Annotated in this window: 17 protein-coding genes; 12 read left to right on the forward strand and 5 right to left on the reverse strand. The window is 67.7% G+C overall.

The genetic code is table 11. The features are described from left to right. The first annotated feature begins 47 nt into the window (after positions 1–47). Genes BSP_RS00695 through BSP_RS00715 form a run of 5 tightly spaced genes read left to right on the forward strand, consistent with a single transcriptional unit; the run spans position 48 to position 4,629 of the window. Positions 48–1,127 carry an HlyD family secretion protein gene (locus BSP_RS00695; protein WP_152948955.1) on the forward strand — a complete coding sequence of 360 codons (1,080 nt, stop codon included), beginning with the start codon at positions 48–50 and terminating at the stop codon, positions 1,125–1,127. Further along, positions 1,124–2,734 carry a DHA2 family efflux MFS transporter permease subunit gene (locus tag BSP_RS00700; protein ID WP_152948956.1) on the forward strand — a complete coding sequence of 537 codons (1,611 nt, stop codon included), beginning with the start codon at positions 1,124–1,126 and terminating at the stop codon, positions 2,732–2,734. Before BSP_RS00695 ends, BSP_RS00700 begins: the two co-directional genes overlap by 4 nt. Next, on the forward strand, positions 2,734–3,348 hold the full coding sequence (locus BSP_RS00705; RefSeq protein ID WP_054764025.1) for a TetR/AcrR family transcriptional regulator: 615 nt from the start codon (positions 2,734–2,736) through the stop codon (positions 3,346–3,348). The genes BSP_RS00700 and BSP_RS00705 overlap by 1 nt, the downstream gene beginning before the upstream one ends. A 25-nt stretch (positions 3,349–3,373) precedes the next feature. Further along, positions 3,374–4,159 carry a creatininase family protein gene (locus BSP_RS00710; protein WP_152948957.1) on the forward strand — a complete coding sequence of 262 codons (786 nt, stop codon included), beginning with the start codon at positions 3,374–3,376 and terminating at the stop codon, positions 4,157–4,159. Positions 4,160–4,197: 38 nt separating this feature from the next. Beyond that, positions 4,198–4,629 (forward strand): phasin, encoded by a 432-nt coding sequence (locus BSP_RS00715; RefSeq protein ID WP_224764409.1) that lies wholly within the window; start codon positions 4,198–4,200, stop codon positions 4,627–4,629. 384 nt (positions 4,630–5,013) lie between these two features. Here BSP_RS00715 and BSP_RS00720 read toward each other — a convergent pair whose 3' ends face one another. The 5 genes from BSP_RS00720 to ftsY form a co-directional block, all read right to left on the reverse strand. Further along, positions 5,014–5,355, reverse strand: coding sequence for a hypothetical protein (locus BSP_RS00720; RefSeq protein ID WP_152948958.1), 342 nt, complete (start codon positions 5,353–5,355; stop codon positions 5,014–5,016). Positions 5,356–5,761: 406 nt separating this feature from the next. After that, on the reverse strand, positions 5,762–6,037 hold the full coding sequence (locus tag BSP_RS00725; RefSeq protein ID WP_152948959.1) for a YdeI/OmpD-associated family protein: 276 nt from the start codon (positions 6,035–6,037) through the stop codon (positions 5,762–5,764). Between the two features lie 58 nt (positions 6,038–6,095). Next, complete coding sequence (locus BSP_RS00730) at positions 6,096–6,710, reverse strand: MarR family winged helix-turn-helix transcriptional regulator (protein WP_054764027.1); 615 nt, start codon at positions 6,708–6,710, stop codon at positions 6,096–6,098. A gap of 117 nt (positions 6,711–6,827) precedes the next feature. Then, positions 6,828–7,484 (reverse strand): inner membrane-spanning protein YciB, encoded by a 657-nt coding sequence (locus tag BSP_RS00735; protein ID WP_152948960.1) that lies wholly within the window; start codon positions 7,482–7,484, stop codon positions 6,828–6,830. A 1-nt stretch (position 7,485) separates the two neighbouring features. Next, a complete protein-coding gene (gene ftsY, locus BSP_RS00740; RefSeq protein ID WP_152948961.1) occupies positions 7,486–8,421 on the reverse strand; it encodes a signal recognition particle-docking protein FtsY in 936 nt (311 codons plus the stop codon). Positions 8,422–8,887: 466 nt separating this feature from the next. On the opposite strand from ftsY, the gene BSP_RS00745 reads away from it, so the two are divergent. The 7 genes from BSP_RS00745 to BSP_RS00775 all read left to right on the forward strand — a co-directional run bounded on the left by BSP_RS00745 (position 8,888) and on the right by BSP_RS00775 (position 17,087). Beyond that, positions 8,888–9,100 carry a ParD-like family protein gene (locus BSP_RS00745; protein WP_007443174.1) on the forward strand — a complete coding sequence of 71 codons (213 nt, stop codon included), beginning with the start codon at positions 8,888–8,890 and terminating at the stop codon, positions 9,098–9,100. Then, complete coding sequence (gene map, locus BSP_RS00750; RefSeq protein WP_152948962.1) at positions 9,097–9,858, forward strand: type I methionyl aminopeptidase; 762 nt, start codon at positions 9,097–9,099, stop codon at positions 9,856–9,858. Before BSP_RS00745 ends, map begins: the two co-directional genes overlap by 4 nt. Positions 9,859–10,093: 235 nt before the next feature. Beyond that, positions 10,094–12,241, forward strand: a complete 2,148-nt coding sequence (locus tag BSP_RS00755) for an NAD(+) synthase (RefSeq protein WP_152948963.1) — start codon at positions 10,094–10,096, stop codon at positions 12,239–12,241. Positions 12,242–12,334: 93 nt separating this feature from the next. Beyond that, positions 12,335–12,559 (forward strand): alkylphosphonate utilization protein, encoded by a 225-nt coding sequence (locus BSP_RS00760; protein WP_152948964.1) that lies wholly within the window; start codon positions 12,335–12,337, stop codon positions 12,557–12,559. 43 nt (positions 12,560–12,602) lie between these two features. Beyond that, a complete protein-coding gene (locus BSP_RS00765) occupies positions 12,603–13,727 on the forward strand; it encodes a GTP-binding protein (RefSeq protein WP_152948965.1) in 1,125 nt (374 codons plus the stop codon). Positions 13,728–13,794: 67 nt separating this feature from the next. Further along, positions 13,795–14,685 carry a hypothetical protein gene (locus BSP_RS00770; protein ID WP_152948966.1) on the forward strand — a complete coding sequence of 297 codons (891 nt, stop codon included), beginning with the start codon at positions 13,795–13,797 and terminating at the stop codon, positions 14,683–14,685. Then, the gene (locus BSP_RS00775; protein ID WP_152948967.1) at positions 14,682–17,087 is read left to right on the forward strand and encodes a hypothetical protein; all 2,406 of its coding nucleotides are present in this window, start codon (positions 14,682–14,684) and stop codon (positions 17,085–17,087) included. Before BSP_RS00770 ends, BSP_RS00775 begins: the two co-directional genes overlap by 4 nt. Positions 17,088–17,097: the final 10 nt, after the last annotated feature.

The raw sequence follows: 17,097 nt of genomic DNA on the forward strand, positions 1-17,097 counted from the left end.
CATTTTAGCGCCGCTTCAAAACGCCGCACCCTCCCCCGGATGTCCCCATGTCCCCTGAACTGAAGAAACGCCTGCCGCTGTTCGCCGCGATCCTCGTCGGTCTCGCCCTGATCGCGGGCGGGATCGTCTGGTGGCTGAACGGCCAGAGGTGGGAGAGCACCGACAACGCCTTCGTCCAGGCCGACACCACCCTGGTCAGCCCCCAGCTGGCCGGCCGGGTGACCGAGGTCCTGGTCGGCGACAACCAGCGGGTCGAGGCCGGTCAGGTCCTGGTCAAGCTGGACGACAGCGACCAGCGCGCCGAACTGATCCGCGCCGAAGCCAATCTTCAGGCGGCCATCGCCGCCGTCGGCAATGTCGACGCCCAGGCCGAGCAGGAGAAGGCGACCGTCGCCGCCCGCGCCGCCGCCGTAGCCCAGGCCCGCGCCCAGGCCGGCCTGGCCCGCGCCGAGGTCGACCGCTACGGCAAGCTGGCCCAGCAGGGCTGGGTCTCGCAGCAGCGGATCCAGACCGAACGCGCCACCGCCGTCACCGCCGACGCCGCCGTGGCCCAGGCCCAGGCCGCCCTGGTCGCCGAACAGCGCACCGCCGGGGTGCTGGGCTCGACCCGCGAACAGAGCGTCGCCGCCGTCGAACAGGCCCGCGCCCAGGTCGAAAAGGCCCGCATCGCCCTGGACCGCACGGTGATCCGCGCCCCCATCGCCGGCGTCGTCGGGGCCCGCAGCGTCCGCCCCGGCCAGTTCGTCAACGCCGGAACCCAGCTGCTGTCGATCGTGCCCCTGACCCGGACCTATATCGTCGCCAACTTCAAGGAGACCCAGCTGGACCGGATGCGGCTGGGCCAAACCGTCGAGATTTCCGCCGACGCCTTCCCCGGCCGCAAGATCGAAGGCCGGATCGACAGCTTCGCCCCCGCCACCGGTTCCGAATTCGCCCTGATCCCGGTCGAGAACGCCACCGGCAACTTCACCAAGATCACCCAGCGCGTACCTGTTCGGATCGTCGTCAGCGGCGCCGACCGGAACCTGGCCCTGCGCCCCGGTCTGTCGGTGGACGTCAAGGTGGATCTGAAGAGCCAGGGCGGCGCGAGCTTCGCCGAAGCCTCCATCGCGGCCCCCCGCCCGTGACCGCCGCCGCCCCCGCCGCCGCCGGCGGGGCCCCGTCCGACGCCAGGGCCCCCGTCGCCGGCCATCCCGAGATCAACTGGACCATGCTGCTGCTGGGCTTCGCCGGCATGGTGGTGGGCCAGTTCATGGCCATCCTCGACATCCAGATCGTCGCCGCCTCCCTGCCCCAGATCCAGGCGGGCGTCGGCGCCTCGGCCGACGAGATCAGCTGGATCCAGACCGCCTATCTGATCCCCGAGGTCGTCATGATCCCCCTGTCCGGCTTCCTGTCGCGGCTGTGGGGCACCCAGCGGCTGTTCCTCGCCTCCTGCGCCGGCTTCGTCCTGATGAGCGTGGCCACCGGCCTGTCGACGTCCATCGACATGATGATCCTGTTCCGGGCCATCCAGGGCTTCGTCGGCGGGGCCATGATCCCGACCGTTTTCGCCGTGGCCTTCACCGCCTTTCCGCCGGACAAGCGGGTCACGGCCAGCGTGGTCATGGGCCTGATCGTCACCCTGGCCCCCACCGTCGGCCCGACGCTCGGCGGCCACCTGACCGAGTGGCTCAGCTGGCGCTGGCTGTTCTTCATCAATGTGGGGCCGGGCCTGCTGGTCCTCTTCCTGGTCGGACGGTACGGGAACTTCGACAAGGGCGACCCGTCCCTGGCCAAGGGGTTCGACTGGTGGGGCCTGGGCCTGATGGCCGCCTTCCTGATGTCGATGCAATATGTGCTCGAGGAGGGGGCCAAGAACGACTGGTTCGACGACACCCATATCCTGATGCTGACGGTCGTCGCCGCCGTGGCCGGGCCAATCTTCGTCTGGCGCTCCCTGACCTATCGCCAGCCGATCGTCGAGCTGCGCGCCTTCGGCAACCGCAACTTCCTGGTCGGCTTCGTCATGACCTTCACGGTCGGCTTCGCCCTGTTCGGCGGCACCTTCCTGTTGCCCCTCTTCCTGGGGCGGGTGCGGGAGTATTCGTCGTCGGAAGTGGGCACGACCATGGTCGTCTCGGGTCTTGCGATGTTCGCCACCGCCCCCTTCGCCGGGCGCCTGGTGCGCCGGATGGACGCGCGGATCCTGATGTTCGGCGGCTTCATGCTGTGCGCCTGGGGCATGTGGGAGGCGCGGATCGTCACCGACGACTGGGGCTTTTGGGAATTCGCCTCGGTCCAGGCCTTCCGCGGGGTCGGCGTCATGCTGGCCATGATCGCCTCGCAGCAGGTGACCATGGCCACCCTGCCGCCGCACATGGTCAAGAACGCCTCGGGCCTGGTCAACCTGTCGCGCAATGTCGGCGGCGCCTTCGGCCTGGCGATCCTGAACACCGGCCTGACCACCAATACGGCCATCCATATGGGCGAACTGACCAGCGGCATCGCCCAGGGCGACCAGGCCATGCGCAACATGATGGCCGGCATGGCCCAGCGCTTCGCCGGCACCATCGACCCGGCCGCTTCGGCGATGAAGGCCGTCTATGGCATCCTGCAGAAACAGGCCACCACCATGGCCTTCGGCGACGCCTTCGCCTTGCTGGGCATCATGTGCGCCGGGGCCGCCTTCGTCACCCTGCTGGCCCAGCCGGTCAAGGCCCAGCCGGGCGCGCCCCCGTCGGACGCCCACTGATGGCGCGCCGCCGGGGCCAGGTCGACGAGAAGAAGAGCGAGGCCATACTGGAGGCAGCCGCCGCCCTGTTCGCCGAGAAGGGCCTGTCGGCTTCGATGGAGGAGATCGCCCGTCTCGCCGGGGTGTCGAAACAGACGGTCTACAACCGCTTCGCCTCCAAGCTGGAGATCGCCCGGGCCATGGCGAACCAGAAGGCCGAGGCGATCGTGGCCCCGCTGCGATCCAGCGGATCGCCCCTGGTCGTGCTCGAAGCCTTCGCCCAAGGCCTGCTGACCCTGGTCTGCCACCCGGACAAGGTCAGTTCGATGCGCGGCGTGGTGCTGCTGTCGGCCGATGCGCCAGAACTGGCCCAGACGGTCTATGAGGCCGGGCCGCGCCGCAGCCTGAGCCTGCTGTCGGCCTGGCTGGCCGAACAGACCCGCGCCGGTCGGCTGAACACGCCTAACCCCGACGAGGCGGCCGAGATGTTCACCGGCCTGGTCCTGGGTCACGCCCATCTGCGGTCTATGCTGAACGTGCCCCAGATCGACGATGAGCGCCGCGCCCATCGCGCCCGAGAAGCCGCGAGGATCTTCGTCACGGCCTATGCGCCGACGCTGGATCAAGCTAGGTGAGACGGTCGCGTAAAGGAGTTCGCCCATGCTGATCCACCTGTCGTCCTGGCCCGAGATCGACGCCCGCATCGCCTCTGACCAGCCCCTGTCCAAGACGATCGTGGTTCCCATCGGCTCCAATGAGCAACACGGCCCGACGGGTCTGCTCGGCACCGACTGGCTGTGTCCCGAGATCATCGCCCATGAGGCCGAGCGCGCCGACGCCGCCCTGACGGTGGCTCCGACCTTCAACATCGGCATGGCCCAGCATCACCTGGCCTTCGCCGGGACCATCTCCCTGCGGCCTTCCACCTTCATGGCCGCCATCACCGACTGGGTCTCGTCGCTGAGCCGGCACGGGTTCGAGCGGATCTATTTCCTCAACGGCCACGGCGGGAACGTCGCCACCATCGAGGCGACCTTCTCGGAAATCTACGCCGAATGGAGCTTCATGGAGGAGGAGCCTCCGTTTGTTCTGAAGCTCAAGAATTGGTGGGACCTGCCGGGGGTCCAGGGCCTGTGCAACCAGATCTTCCCCACCGGCCACGGCATGCACGCCACCCCGTCCGAGATCGCCGTGACCCAGGCCGCCTATCCCGACCGGATCAAGACGGCCGACTACAGCCCTCAGATCGCCCCCAGCGGCCCGATTCGCGACGCCCTCGACTATCGCGCCCGCTTCCCCGACGGCCGCATCGGCTCCGACCCGGCCCAGGCCAGCCCCGAAAAGGGCCGCCGCATCATCGATCTGGCGGTCCCCGCCCTCCTGTCCGACGTCGCGGCCTTCGCCGCCGAGACGCGGCCCCAGGCCGTGTCGGGAGCCGGGTTCTGAGCCGCAGGGCCCGCGTCCCCGCCGCCGTCGCGCCGGTGGTGCTGGGCGCCGAACTGCTGAACGCCTCGGCCCAGGTGATCGCCGCCCGCACCGGGCGAATGGTTCAGGGGCTGACCGATCCGGCCGGACAGGATCTGGCCGAGCTGTCGCTGATGACGACCGAGAAGACCGAGGCCCTGGCCGCCGCCGCCGCCGCCCTGTCGGTTCGCGCGGGCGCCGTCGGCGAACGCCTGGGCCAGGCGGCCCTGGACGAGGGGGCGCGGGCGATGCAGGCCGCGACCGAGATCGCCTGCGCCCTGACCCCCGCCGCGGCCGCCCAGGCCCAGTTCCGCTACGCCCTGGGCTGGTGGAGCCGCGCCGCCGGCCAGACCCTGACCCTGAGCGCCGAACTGACCCAGGCCCAGACCGCCGCCCTGACCCCCATCCACAAGACCGCCGTCGCCAACGCCAAACGGCTGAGGAAGCGCTGAAGCGGACGACTGTCTCCCCCCGCTCTTGCGGGGAGGGGGACCGCGCAGCGGGTGGAGGGGCTCTTACCGCCCCCTGCCTCGTCATCCTCGGGCTTGACCCGAGGACCGGGCGCCGATCGGGCGCTGCGCCAGGATCATCGCACCAGCGGCGGACCGCTCGATCCTCGGGTCAAGCCCGAGGATGACGGCTTGGGGCCCAAAGGCGGACATTGCGAAGGACTGTTTGGGGTGGAAAGCGGACGTTGGAGGGGCGATGTGTTGACCCCTTGTCTAGCCGAAGGCGGGACAGCCGCTCATTCGGCTAATAGCGTGACGCGGTTTAGATTCGGGACACGAATGACAATCACTCTTGGAGCCATCGCCTCAGTCGCTTCGACCATAGCGTCAGTTCTCATCGCCGCCGTAGCGCTTCTGTTCAGCTATCGCCAGAACGTCGGATGGAAGCCAGCCCTTTTGCTTCACAACGCCACAATGGGGCGCGGAGCAGTGAAGGACAAAGACACAACGAATCTCGCCATCACAGTCGAGCTTTGGAATCGCCGCAAGTACCCCGTCGTCGTTACGTGGGTCGCTGCCGATCTCAAGGGCGCTGAGGCTCGCGATGAGCCGTTCACCGGAAGCGATCAGCCCTATGTTCGCGATGGTCGTTGGTCCGTGGTGTACCAGAAGGTCGTCCAGCCGCACGCCTTTCACGAGCAGACGATAACCTTTGGCATCAGCCGCCAATCGCTAGATGCCATGCGGCCTGAGTTTGACGTGCGCGTAACGTTCTACGACCCCATCAAAAACAAGGACGACGTGGTGAAAGGGTGTCATCGCTTCTTCTATCCTGAGCTTGGATGGAAGCTGTCTAAATCTGAGCGCGACGCAGCTAGGGCCCGGTATCGCGAGCTACACCCAGCGCCAACGCCAACGGCCAAAGAGCCTTAGCCGCGCAAGTCACTGTTGGCGCACGCTCGGACGTCCGCAATGGGTCGATTTGCGAAATCAACGTCTGACCTCACAACAGACGCTGCTGCGCCCTCCTGTCTCCTCCCCGCTTGCGGGGAGGGGACCGCGAAGCGGTGGAGGGGTTCTGGACGCCGCAGAGGCCGGCCTTGCGGTTTGGACGGGAGGCGGACCCGAAGGCCGCCTAAGCCGCGCCCGTCCCCTTCTCGCGATGAGGGCACCCCGGCCAGCAGCAGGGGCGGCGCTTGCCGTCGCTCAGGTTCTCGCGGCCCCAGTCGATCCGCTTCAGCCGGGTCTCGGTCTTCTTCGCCGACTCGACCCAGCAAATCCATTCGTTGCGGGCCAGGGGCGTGATCGACATCCAGGTGGCGCAGGCGGCGACGTCACGGCTCACCGCCTCCGCCAGATCGGCGGGCAGGTCATGAACCACGCCTCCGGGCAGGTCTGTCGGATCAGCCATGCCGGGAGGGTCTCAGCCCCTGGCGTGCGACGCAAGCCGTTTCGCCGCCTCCCCGCCGTCAGGCGACCTCGACCACCTTCAGCCTGGGCTTCTTGGCCTTGCCGGGCTTGGCGGGGCGGACGGCCTTCTTGGCGGCCTTTTCGGCCTTCTTGGCTTCCTTCTCGGCCAGTTTCGCGGCCTTCTTGGCGGCCTTGGCCTCAGCCTTGGCGGCGTCGGGGGCGGCGTCGGCGGCGGCGGCCAGTTCGGCCAACTGGGTCAGGAAGGCGTCGCGCTGGCCCTTGGGCAGCAGGGCCATGATCCGTTTGTCGGCGGTCTCGACCAGGGGGCGGGCGGCCTCCAGTCGGGCGGCGCCCTCCGGCGACAGGCGAACCGCCTTGGCGCGGGCGTCCAGGGTCGAGCGTTCGCGCTCCAGGAGGCCCTTGGCGGTCATCCGCGTGACCAGATCGGCCAGGGTGGAGCGGTCGATGCCGGTCATCCGCACCAGCTCGGTCTGGGTCAGGCCGGCCTTCAGCGAGGCGGCCTCAAGCACGGCGAACTGACGCTGGGTCAGGCCGTCGGGGCCCATTTCCTCGGAATAGATGTCCAGCGCCAGCTGCAGCGCCCGGTGCATCAGATGGCTGGGCGAGGTTCCCAGCGGCCCGACCTTCCGCGCCGCCTTGCCAGACTTGACCATATCGACCGTCCCCCGAGTGTCTTTCGTCCGCATGCGTATCAGCGGGGCTTTACGATTTGACGCGAGAAGTATGTCGGTTACGCGACATTTTGTCTGTGAGCTCCCGTCATTCCGCCATCAGAGGCCCGTGTCCGGCGAGATCGGACCCGGCTCTTCGTCCTTGATCATATTCTTCATGATCAGCGGCACCTGGGACAGGCCGAACAGGGAGGCGGCGATCCACAGAACGCCCCGGAAACTGGTCCAGACGTCGTTGGGATTGGGCGTCTCACGCCCCAGGGCATGCCAGACGGCCGTGACGGCCTCAGGGCTGCGGAACACCTCGTTCAACAGGGCGACGGCCAGGAAATAGAGGCCGTAGCGCAGGGTCAAGGTGCGCCAGGCGGCGTCATTGACCCGGAGGGCCGAGCCCAGCAGGGCCTTGAACGGATATTTCTTCAGCGGGATGGAGCCCAGCAGCACCACGGCCAGAAGCCCGTTCTGAACCGTCAGCTTCAGCTTCACATAGAGGTCGTCGTGGGTGAACAGGGTCAGCATGCCGAACACCAGGGCGAACAGGCCGGTGATCAGCGGCAGGGGCGCGAAGCGCCGCTCCACCGCATAGCCGACGACCAGGGCCAGGGCCGAGGCGCCGACCAGGACCCAGGTCGCGAAGATCATGTCGCGGGTGGTGAAATAGCTGATCATGAAGGCGGCGAGCGCCCCGAAATCGACCAGCTGGCGGATCCACTGGCGGTTCTTGCTCTCGGGCGCAGGCGCGGGGGCGTCGGTCATCTCAGTCCTCCAGCCCCACCAGGGAGCGCGAAAAGGCGCGGGCGTCGAAGGGTTGCAGATCCTCCACCCCCTCGCCCACGCCGATCAGCATCAGGGGGGCGTCGGACGCCTGGGCCACGGGCACCAGCACCCCGCCCCGCGCCGTGCCGTCCAGCTTGGTCATCACCACCCCGGTGACGAAGGCGGTGCGGCCGAAGATCTGTTCCTGGGCCAGGGCGTTACGGCCCACGGTGGCGTCCAGCACCAGAAGGGTGTCATGCGGGGCGTCCGGATCGACCTTCTTCAGCACCCGCACGATCTTCAGCAGTTCGTCCATCAGGGCCGACTTGTTCTGCAGCCGCCCGGCCGTGTCGATCAGGACCACGTCGAACCCCTCGGCCCGCGCCCGGGTATAGGCGTCAAAGGCCAGGCCCGCCGCATCGGCCCCGTCGCGGCGGCTCTCGAAATGGGCGCCGGCCCGTTCTGCCCAGACCTTCAGCTGTTCGCGGGCCGCGGCGCGGAAGGTGTCGCCGGCGACGATCATCACCTTGGCGCCCTTGGCCGTCAGATCGGCGGCGATCTTGCCCAGGGTCGTCGTCTTGCCCGAGCCGTTCACCCCGACGAACAGGACCACATAGGGTTTGGGGCCGGACAGGGGATCGAAGGTCGCCTGACGCGGCGCCAGTTCGGCGGCGACCGCCTCGGCCAGGGCCTCCTTGACCTCGCGTTCGGGGGCGTCCTTGCCGAACTTCAGGGAACGGAACCGCTCGACGATGCGGGCGGCGGCGGCGGGGCCCAGGTCGCTTTCCAGCAGATGCTCTTCCAGCTGCTCCAGCGAAGCCTCGGACAGGGGCTCCTTGACGAAGGCGGAGACGACCTGGTCGGTCATCTGTTTGGAGGAGCGGGAGAGCCCTTGCGACAGGCGCTGGAACCAGCCCTTTTTCGGCGTATCGGTCATGACAGGGCTTTAGCTCCCGCAAGCCCCGGCGTCACCCGCATTCGCGACGTCGGACGATCCGCCGCCTTGCGGCAGGGGCGGGCGTCGGAAAAACAGTGTCCGAACTGTCCGATGTGTCCGGTCGGGCGGACCGCCCATCTTCCGTCGGCGGGAGAGGCAGGCCGGCGTTCGGCGCAGCCGAACCGGGGTCGGAGAGGGCAGTCGCGGGAAGGTCGGCGACGCGGCCTCGGCGCGCGAAGAACAGTGTCCGATGTGTCCGATGTGTCCGATTGCATCTCCCCTCCGTCGCTATTCCCATTATGCGCCGGTGTGGCGGGGCGAAGGGTCGATTGGCTCCAGCAGCCGCAACCGATTGATATTGCAGAGGCGACGTCGCTTCGGACCTGGGGACCTCCCGCAGCCGGCTTGCGCCGCGCCGCGAGGAATAGATATACGAAACGTATTCGAATCATATCAGGACCACCCCATGGGCATCGTCAATATCGAGGATGAGCTGCACGAACAGCTGCGGCGGGCCAGCAAGGCCTCCTATCGGTCGATCAACGCCCAGGCCGCCTTCTGGATCAGGCTGGGCATGTTGTGCGAAACCCATCCGGGGATGAGCTTTCAGGAACTGATGGCGCGCGAGCTGCGGGCGGCAGGGGTGGAGACGCCGAACCTGTCGGGCGCGGCGGCATGACCAAGACCCCGGCCGAGATCGCCCTGATGGCCGAGGCGGGGCGGCGGCTGGCCCAGGTCTTCACCCATCTGGACGGCCTGCCCCTGGAGGGGATGAGCACCCTGGAGATCAACGACCGGGTCGAGGCCTTCATCGTCGATGAGCTGAAGGCGCGGCCGGCCAGCAAGGGTCAGTACGGCTACGGCTTCGTGCTGAACAGTTCGCGAAACGCCGTGGTCTGCCATGGCGTGCCCTCGGCGGACGAGGTGCTGAAGGACGGGGACATCGTCAATCTGGACATAACGCTTGAGAAGGACGGCTTCATCGCCGATTCGTCTAAGACCTATCTGATCGGCTCGGTCGGGCCCCAGGCGCGCAGGCTGGTGCGCACCACCTATGAGGCCCTGTGGAAGGGGATCAGGGCCGTGCGGCCCGGCGCCCGGCTGGGCGACATCGGCTTCGCCATCGAACGCCACGCCAAGGCGGCCGGCTATTCGGTCGTGCGCGACTATTGCGGCCACGGCATCGGGCGCGAGATGCATGAAGAGCCCCAGGTGCTGCATTTCGGCCGGGCCGGGACCGGCCTGACCCTGAAGGAAGGCATGGTCTTCACCATAGAGCCGATGCTGAACCAGGGCGTGCGCACCGTGCGGACCGAGGACGACGGCTGGACGGTGACGACGGCCGACGGCAAGCTGTCGGCCCAGTTCGAACATACGGTGGCGGTGACGGCCGACGGGGTGCGGGTGCTGACCCTGAGGCCGGACGAGGCGCGGTGAAGCCGTCTGAAATCCTCCCCCTCTGGGGGAGGTGGATCGACGCGAAGCGGCGAGACGGAGGGGGCGTGAAGCGTCTGGCAGCGGTGCGGCGTCGCCCCCTCCACCGCCTACGGCGGTCCCCCCTCCCCAAGGGGGGGGGGGGGGGGGAGAGAGGGGCCGCCGAACCATTCCCGCCGTACGTCATTCCCCGCTATAGAGGTCCGGCCGGCGCGGGCCGGGTGATGCGGACGATGCGATGACCGAGAGCCACCCCTTTTTCTCGCCCAAGACCCACGGCTTCGTGCGGGTGGCGGCGGCGACGCCGGTCAGCCATGTGGGCGATCCGGTCGCGAACGCTCAGGCGCATCTGGCCCTGATCCGGCAGGCGGCGGACCAGGGTGTGGACCTGATGGTGTTTCCGGAGCTGTCGCTGTCCGCCTATGCGATCGACGACCTGCACATGCAGGCGGCCCTGCTGGACGAGGTGGAGCGGCAGGTCGCGGTCCTGGCCCAGGCGACCGGGGGGGCGACGGCCGAGCATGAGCTGATCGCCGTGGTCGGGGCGCCGCTGCGCCACGGGGACGCCCTGTTCAACTGCGCCGTGGTGATGGGCGGGGGCGAGGTGCTGGCCGTGGTCCCCAAGACCTATCTGCCCAACTATCGCGAATATTATGAGAAGCGCTGGTTCGCCCCGGCGACGGCGCGGACCGAGGATGTGATCCGGCTGAACGGCGAGACGGTGGATTTCGCGCCGGGCCTGGTGTTCGAGGCGGTGAACCGGCCGGGCTTCGTCTTTGCGGTCGAGATCTGCGAGGACTATTGGGCGCCCCTGCCCCCCTCGACCCGGGCGGCCCTGGCGGGGGCGCGCATCCTGCTGAACCTGTCGGCGTCCAACATCGTCATCGGCAAGGCGGACGAGCGGGCCATGCTGAGCGCCAGCCATTCGGCCCGGACCCTGTCGGCCTATGTCTTCGCCGCCTCGGGCTGGGGCGAATCGACCACCGACCTGGCCTGGGACGGTCAGGCGACCATCCACGAACTGGGAACGAAGCTGGCCGAGGGCGAACGGTTCGCCCTGGAGAACCATCTGACGATCGCCGATATCGACGTGGACCGGATCGGCCTGGACCGGCTGAGAAACGGCACCTTCGCCGACTGCGCCCGCAACGAGGGGGAGGCCGCGACCGTCGTCCCCTTCATGGCGCGCGACGTTCCTCCCCCAGGGGGGAGGGGGACCGCGAAGCGGTGGAGGGGTTGGGGCGGCCCCCTCCGTCACGGCGCTGCGCGCCGCGCCACCTCCCCCAGGGGGGGAGGATTCGCGTTGATCCGGCCGCTGGACCGTTTCCCCTTCGTGCCGGACGATGCGGGGCGGCTGGATCAGGACTGCTACGAAGCCTTCAACATCCAGGTTCAGGGCCTGATGCGCCGAATGGCGGCGACCAAGGGCGAACGTCTGGTGATCGGCGTCTCGGGCGGGCTGGATTCGACCCAGGCCCTGCTGGTCGCCTGCCGCGCCTTCGACCGGCTGAACCTGCCGCGAACCAATATTCTCGGCTTCACCATGCCGGGTTTCGCCACCTCGGACGGGACCAAGTCCAATGCCTGGGCCCTGATGAAGGCGCTTGGGGTCACGGGGGCCGAGATCGACATCCGCCCGGCGGCCGAACAGATGTTCCGTGACATCGGCCACCCCTATGCGGCGGGCGAGCCGGTGCACGACATTACCTTCGAGAATGTTCAGGCGGGCTTGAGAACCGACTATCTGTTCCGTCTGGCCAACCAGAACCGGGCCTTTGTGCTGGGGACCGGCGACCTGTCGGAGCTGGCCCTGGGCTGGGCCACATACGGCGTCGGCGACCATATGAGCCATTACAACGTCAACGGCGGGGTGGCGAAGACCCTGATCCGCCATCTGATTCGCTGGGTGGCCGATCGCGAACTGGTCGGCGCCGAGGCGAGCCCGACGCTGCACGCCATTCTGAACACCGAGATCTCGCCCGAACTGGTCCCCGCCAAGGACGGGGCGATCCAGTCCACCGAGGGGACGGTCGGCCCCTATGCGCTGAACGACTTCTTCCTGTTCTACATCAGCCGCTTCGGCATGGCGCCGTCCAAGGTCGCCTTCCTGGCGCACCAGGCCTGGAGCAACGCCGGCGCCGGACAGTGGCCGGTCAACACCCCCGACGATGAAAAGGTCGAATACGACCTGGCGACCATCAAGGCCTGGCTGCGGAAATTCCTGATCCGCTTCTTCCAGACCGCCCAGTTCAAACGCTCGGCCCTGCCGAACGGGCCCAAGGTGGTGACGGGCGGCTCCCTGTCCCCGCGCGGCGACTGGCGCGCCCCGTCGGACGGCAATGCGCGGGTCTGGCTGGACGAGCTGGAGGCCAATGTGCCGGACTAACTGTTTCCTCCCCACGATGTGGGGAGGAGGCATTGTGCAATAGCCATATCTTTAGCGTGGATATTTGGCGATCCCCTCGCTAGAAGCTTCGCCATGACCGAAGACGTGACCAAGGACTCCAACGGCAACATCCTGGCCGACGGCGACAACGTGACCCTGATCAAGGATCTGAAGGTCAAGGGTTCGGGCGGGGTGACGCTGAAGCGAGGGACCCTGGTCAAGAACATCCGCCTGACCGGCGACCCCGACGAGATCGAGGCCAATGTCGAGAAGGTGCGCGGCCTGGTCCTGCGCACCGAGTTCGTCAAGAAGGCTTAAGGCCCCTCTTCCCAAACGGAACCTCAGCCGCCATCTAGCGGCCATGACCGACACCCTCGACGCCCCCGTCTCGACCGCCGCCCCCCAGGGTTCGGGCGGCAAGATCCCCGTCACCGTCCTGACCGGCTATCTGGGCGCGGGCAAGACCACCCTCTTGAACCGCATCCTGACCGAGGATCACGGCAAGCGTTACGCCGTCATCGTCAATGAATTCGGCGAGATCGGCATCGACAATGATCTGGTGGTCGGCGCTGACGAGGACGTGTTCGAGATGAACAACGGCTGCGTCTGCTGCACGGTGCGCGGCGACCTCATCCGGGTGGTCTCGGGCCTGATGAAACGCCAGCGTCCCGGCAAGCCGGCCTTCGACGCCATCATCGTCGAGACCACGGGCCTGGCCGACCCCGGCCCGGTGGCCCAGACCTTCTTCGTCGACGAGGACGTCAAGGCCAAGACACAGCTGGACAGCGTCACCACCCTGGTCGACGCCAAGCACGTGATGGCGCGGCTGGACGACTCCAAGGAGGCGCGCGAACAGGTGGCCTTCGCCGACCGGATCATCCTGAACAAGGTCGATCTGGCCACGGCGGAAGAGCTGGACGTCGTCGAGGCCCGTCTGCGGGCGCTGAACCCCCTGGCGCCGATCGTGCGGGCCGAACGGTCGAACGTGCCGCTGGATCAGGTGCTGGGCCTGGGCGCCTTCGACCTGGAGCGGATCCTGGAGGTCAAGCCGGACTTCGTGAACCCGCCGCACGGCGCCGAGGGCCATGTGCATGACGAACACTGCGGCCATGACCACCATCATCATGACCATGACCATGATCATCATGATCATGACCACAGCCACGGGGCGCGCGGTCACGCCCACCAGGACGACATCAAGGGGATTTCCCTGTCGCTGGACCGGCCGCTGGACGGCGCGAAGTTCACCGCCTGGCTGGACCGTCTGCTGGGCGAACAGGGTCAGAACATCCTGCGCGCCAAGGGCATCATCGACCTGAAGGGCGAAGACCGCCGCCTGGTCTTCCAGGCCGTCCATATGATCCTGGAGGGCGACCTGCAGCGCGAATGGGGCGAGAACGAACGCCGCTGGAGCCGCGCCGTCTTCATCGGCCGCGATCTGGACGAGGCGGAGCTGAAGGCCGGGTTCGAGGCCTGCGCGGCCTGAACCGTCCGGCGGGCTTGCGTCGCCCGCGCGCCCCATGCCAACTGGCCGTTGTTGGGGGGCGGGACCGTTGGAACAGCACAGTCAGCCGGATCTGACGATCGACCTGGGTTCGGGCGTGCGCGCCCTCGCCTCGGCCGATCCGGAGTCGTCGATCCTGACCCGCTTCTTCGAAGGCTATGACCGGGCCTTCGTCCTGCCGGACGAGCGCGAGGATTTGGCGGGTTTTCGCAAATGCCTGGCCCTGAACCGGACGCATCGCCGGGCGTTCGGCCGCACCCACTGCGAACTGGTTGCGGTGCTGGAGGACGAAGGCGGCGCGCGTCTGGGCGGGATCAACTTCCTGGCCACCGCCGTCAACCGGGCCTCGGCGCCGGACATCGCGGTCGCATTGAACTATGTCTATGTCGAGGAGGCGGCGCGGGGGCGCGGCCTGCTGCGCCTGGCGCTTTCGGCGGTGCGCCGACTGGCGACCCAGGCCCTGGACGCCGGTCCGAACGCCCAGACCGCCGTCTTCATCGAACAGAACGATCCCTTGCGCCTGACGCCCGAGGAGGCCGCCGCCGACACCCTGCGTTCGGGCCTGGATCAGGTGGATCGACTGGCGATCTGGGCCCGGATAGGAGCCGAGGTGGTGGACTTTCCCTATGTCCAGCCGGCCTTGTCGCCGGATCAGGACGATGAGGACGGGCTGATCTACGCCGCCGTCGACTATCCGGGCGAGGCGGTGGATGCGGGTCTGCTGCACGACCATCTGGAGAGCTTCTTCAGGATCTCGGTGCTGAAGGGCGAGGCCGGACCGCCGGGCGGAGCGGCCGAGCGCCAGATCGCCGACCTGGCCGCGCGCCGGGAGCCGGCGGCCCTGTTGCCGATGACCCCGGCCCTGGCGCGGCTGCGGTCCGGCCGGGGGACGGGGTTCGACAGTTTCCGGGACTTGGCGAGGGAGGCCGCAGGTCGATGACGGTGCGAGGCGAGCGGCCGGAGACGGACGACTATGAACAGGCGCGCTCGGGCGCCCTGTATTGGACCCTGTCGCTCTATATCGGGCCGGATCGGGTGGCCGAGGCCCTGAATCTGGCGCCCGGAGAGCGGATCGAGCCGCCCGTCTTTCGCCGGACCCAGAGGAACCATCTGCCGTCCCTCGCCCTGGGCCACGCCATCGACCCCCTGATGAACGACATCGCCGATCGCGAAGTCCGGGGCGAGTTGCAGGAGTTCCTGCTGTCCACGGCGGACGATGCGGGAATCAAGAACCTGGACGAGGCTGCGCTGGCCATCCGAAGCCATGAAGACCTGATCTTCAGCCTGCCCAAGTCCGTCTCCTGGACCACCGAGGGGGTGCGGTTTCACGCCCATCCGCCCGGAATGGACGATGACCGGCTGGTGCGGCTGCGCCGGTTCTGGCTGTCCCACAACGACGGCTCCCTGAGCTACCACCTCAGCTTCAGCCACTATTACGGCGGCGGCTATGTGGATGCGGAGGGTCGCCGGCGCTCGGGCTACGACCCCTCGACCTATTATTTCCTGTCCCTGCTGCAGAAGCTGGCCGCGCCCAAGGAATATGTGCTGGACCCGCAGCGCCTGAAGCCTGCCGAGGCCGATCCCCACCCCTTCCTGGACGTCTTCAGCGAGACCAAGCTGGACATCGGTCCTTTGGACGACATCAGGGTAAGGCGAGCGACCGGCCCTGAGGGCCAGGCCCCGACCCAGGCTGAGCCCCAGCGGTTCTGGCCGTTCGTCAGGACGGTGTTCGAGCGCGACGCCGTCCGCCTGTTCCCCCGTCTGGCGGCGGAACTCGATCCCTCCAAGCCGCCCAGGCCCGGTTTCGAAACCCGTCTGCTGGAACTGGCGCCCGTCATGGAGACGCCGGGGCTGAAGGCGCCCAAGTCGCGCTTCATGTTCATGCTGCACGACGAACGCTTCTTCGACCGGCTGATGCCGGTGGACGAGGCGACGAAGATCCCGGCGCCGCGCAAGCGGATGGTGCAGCCGCTCTGTTACGACCCGTATCAGGACCGCATCCGCGCCCTGACCAAGCCCGTGAACGGCCGACCGCCCAAGGCGGTGCATCTGGGCGCCCCGCCCGCAGGGACCAAGGCCGGCGAAAGGGCTGATCCTGAGTTCTGGAACTGGGTCGAGCGCCGGGCGGACTATGAGGCCGCCTTGGAAGACGGGGTCTTCGTGCGTCGCAATCCGACGCCGGACCCGGCGCGCGGCGACGAAGGCCGGTGGCTGCCGATCTCGGACAGGGCGACGCCGCAGGCGCGGATGGCGGATTTCGTCGAGGCGATGCGGACCGGCCAGGCCGTCCAGATCAAGGCTTTTCGCAAGCCGAACGAAGCCGAGGCGCGCCCCCGGCTGGAGACGCCGATCGAGCATCACCTTCCCGCTTTCGAAATCGCGCGGGCGGACTGTCTGGACTATCTGTTCCTGGCGGGATTCAACCAGAACATCATAGACTTCATGAACCAGGATACCTCGGAGATCCTGGACAGCATCGACCCCATCTATCCCGACAGTTCCGAACAGAGCGACGAGCGGTTCTTCGTCCGCTACGCCAACCACCGGGCCATGATCACCTATGTGCCCAAGAGCCGCAGCCTGGAGATCGGCAACGACTATATCGGCGCCTGCCCCTACGCCTTCCTGATCCACGCCCTGGCCCTGCACAACGAGTTCCTGGCGCGGGAGCATGAGCAGAAGACCATGGCCCGGATCGATCGGATCGAGGCCCTGGTGGACGAGCGCGCGCCCGCCGACGATCCCCGCATCCGCGCCCTGGCGGATCGAGAGCCGCTGGACGGCGAGGACCGGCTGAGCCAGGCCGAGTTCGCCATCAACCAGGCTAAGCTGGCCGAGTTCGCCCAGTACGAAAGGTTCAGACACGCCAATCCCTTCCGTTACGACACCGAGCGGGACGTGTTCAAAAAGCTGGAGGAGCTGCGGGGCGTCAGCCGCAAGAACAAGGCCCTGTCCCTGGCGATCCAGAGCCTGGAGGACCACGCCAGCGACCTGGCCCGCCGCCAGCAGAAGCGGGCCGATATGGCGCAGAAGGCGGCCGACGACGAGGCCGCTGAACGCGGTCAGCTTCTGAACCTTCTTCTGGGAATGACCGGCGTCTTCGGCGCGGGCCAGATGTTCTACTGGATCGGCGAAAAGACAGCGGGCGGCGAAGACAGGCAGGTCGGCAAGGCGCGCGAACTGTTCGGACTGTTGCCGAAGCGGGTCGAGACCGGGGATTGGATTCTATCGGCGAACGAAGTGCTGATGACCCTGGCGCTGGCGCTCTTCATCGCACAGGGGGTCCGGGTGTTCCTGGCTCACGGCCGTCGCAGGAAAGCCGGGCGAAAGGCCGGCGATTGAAACATCCGGC

Origin of the sequence: Brevundimonas sp. Bb-A (genome assembly GCF_009394735.1) — a bacterium.
Lineage (GTDB): Bacteria > Pseudomonadota > Alphaproteobacteria > Caulobacterales > Caulobacteraceae > Brevundimonas > Brevundimonas aurantiaca.

What these genes read in the sequence shown, in the direction of transcription:
- BSP_RS00695 (WP_152948955.1), top strand. Translation starts at nt 48, where the DNA reads ATGTCCCCTGAACTGAAGAAACGCCTGCCGCTGTTCGCCGCGATCCTC.
- BSP_RS00705 (WP_054764025.1), top strand. Translation starts at nt 2,734, where the DNA reads ATGGCGCGCCGCCGGGGCCAGGTCGACGAGAAGAAGAGCGAGGCCATA.
- BSP_RS00710 (WP_152948957.1), top strand. Translation starts at nt 3,374, where the DNA reads ATGCTGATCCACCTGTCGTCCTGGCCCGAGATCGACGCCCGCATCGCC.
- BSP_RS00725 (WP_152948959.1), bottom strand. Translation starts at nt 6,037, where the DNA reads ATGGCTGATCCGACAGACCTGCCCGGAGGCGTGGTTCATGACCTGCCC.
- BSP_RS00730 (WP_054764027.1), bottom strand. Translation starts at nt 6,710, where the DNA reads ATGGTCAAGTCTGGCAAGGCGGCGCGGAAGGTCGGGCCGCTGGGAACC.
- BSP_RS00735 (WP_152948960.1), bottom strand. Translation starts at nt 7,484, where the DNA reads ATGACCGACGCCCCCGCGCCTGCGCCCGAGAGCAAGAACCGCCAGTGG.
- ftsY (WP_152948961.1), bottom strand. Translation starts at nt 8,421, where the DNA reads ATGACCGATACGCCGAAAAAGGGCTGGTTCCAGCGCCTGTCGCAAGGG.
- BSP_RS00745 (WP_007443174.1), top strand. Translation starts at nt 8,888, where the DNA reads ATGGGCATCGTCAATATCGAGGATGAGCTGCACGAACAGCTGCGGCGG.
- map (WP_152948962.1), top strand. Translation starts at nt 9,097, where the DNA reads ATGACCAAGACCCCGGCCGAGATCGCCCTGATGGCCGAGGCGGGGCGG.
- BSP_RS00755 (WP_152948963.1), top strand. Translation starts at nt 10,094, where the DNA reads ATGACCGAGAGCCACCCCTTTTTCTCGCCCAAGACCCACGGCTTCGTG.
- BSP_RS00760 (WP_152948964.1), top strand. Translation starts at nt 12,335, where the DNA reads ATGACCGAAGACGTGACCAAGGACTCCAACGGCAACATCCTGGCCGAC.
- BSP_RS00765 (WP_152948965.1), top strand. Translation starts at nt 12,603, where the DNA reads ATGACCGACACCCTCGACGCCCCCGTCTCGACCGCCGCCCCCCAGGGT.
- BSP_RS00775 (WP_152948967.1), top strand. Translation starts at nt 14,682, where the DNA reads ATGACGGTGCGAGGCGAGCGGCCGGAGACGGACGACTATGAACAGGCG.